Here is a 596-nt window from a genome sequence, read left to right on the forward strand (position 1 = left end):
CGCTTCTCTTTCTTCAAGCGTTTCACCAACACATAGCACCGGCGTAATACCTTGCTCAACAAGTTGCGATACTTGTGCGGCGACAACTTCATCTGTCTCGCCAAATAAAGTACGCCTCTCCGAATGCCCGATCAATGAAGCCTGACAAGACAAATCACTTAACATGGAAGCAGAAACTTCACCGGTATAAGCGCCTTTATCAAACTGCGCAACATTTTGCGCGGCTACCTGAATATTCGATTCGCTAAACGCATTTGCTAGCAATGCGAGGTAAGGTGCAGAGGGAGCAATCATGACATCGCACGTCACTTCCGCAGCATCAAACTTAGCTTTTAAGTCTTGAGCAAACTCCGCAGCAAACTCGGTGTTACCGTTCATTTTCCAATTACCAGCAACTAGTTTACGACGCATAGCATTACCTCAAGTCAAGCGGGCGCAAATACTAACCGAGTTGCTCCGTAACTACAAGCCGATTAAAACCCATACTTTTACTTAAGCGAGATTTTCAGTGACGACTGAAACAAGCTGATCCACCACATCATTAACTAACGCCGAATCTTCGCCTTCAGCCATCACACGAATCAGGGGTTCAGTAC

2 protein-coding genes are annotated in these 596 nt (G+C 46.1%); both read right to left on the reverse strand.

The features are described 5' to 3' along the window. On the reverse strand, positions 1 to 411 hold a 411-nt coding region (locus tag A3738_RS02400; RefSeq protein WP_197473525.1), incomplete at its 3' end, for a triose-phosphate isomerase. An 81-nt stretch (positions 412 to 492) separates the two neighbouring features. Next, entirely contained in the window at positions 493 to 585 is a 93-nt protein-coding gene (locus A3738_RS32490; RefSeq protein ID WP_369819755.1) for a hypothetical protein, read from the reverse strand. Between the last annotated feature and the right edge of the window lie 11 nt (positions 586 to 596).

This window comes from Oleiphilus sp. HI0066, assembly GCF_001635725.1.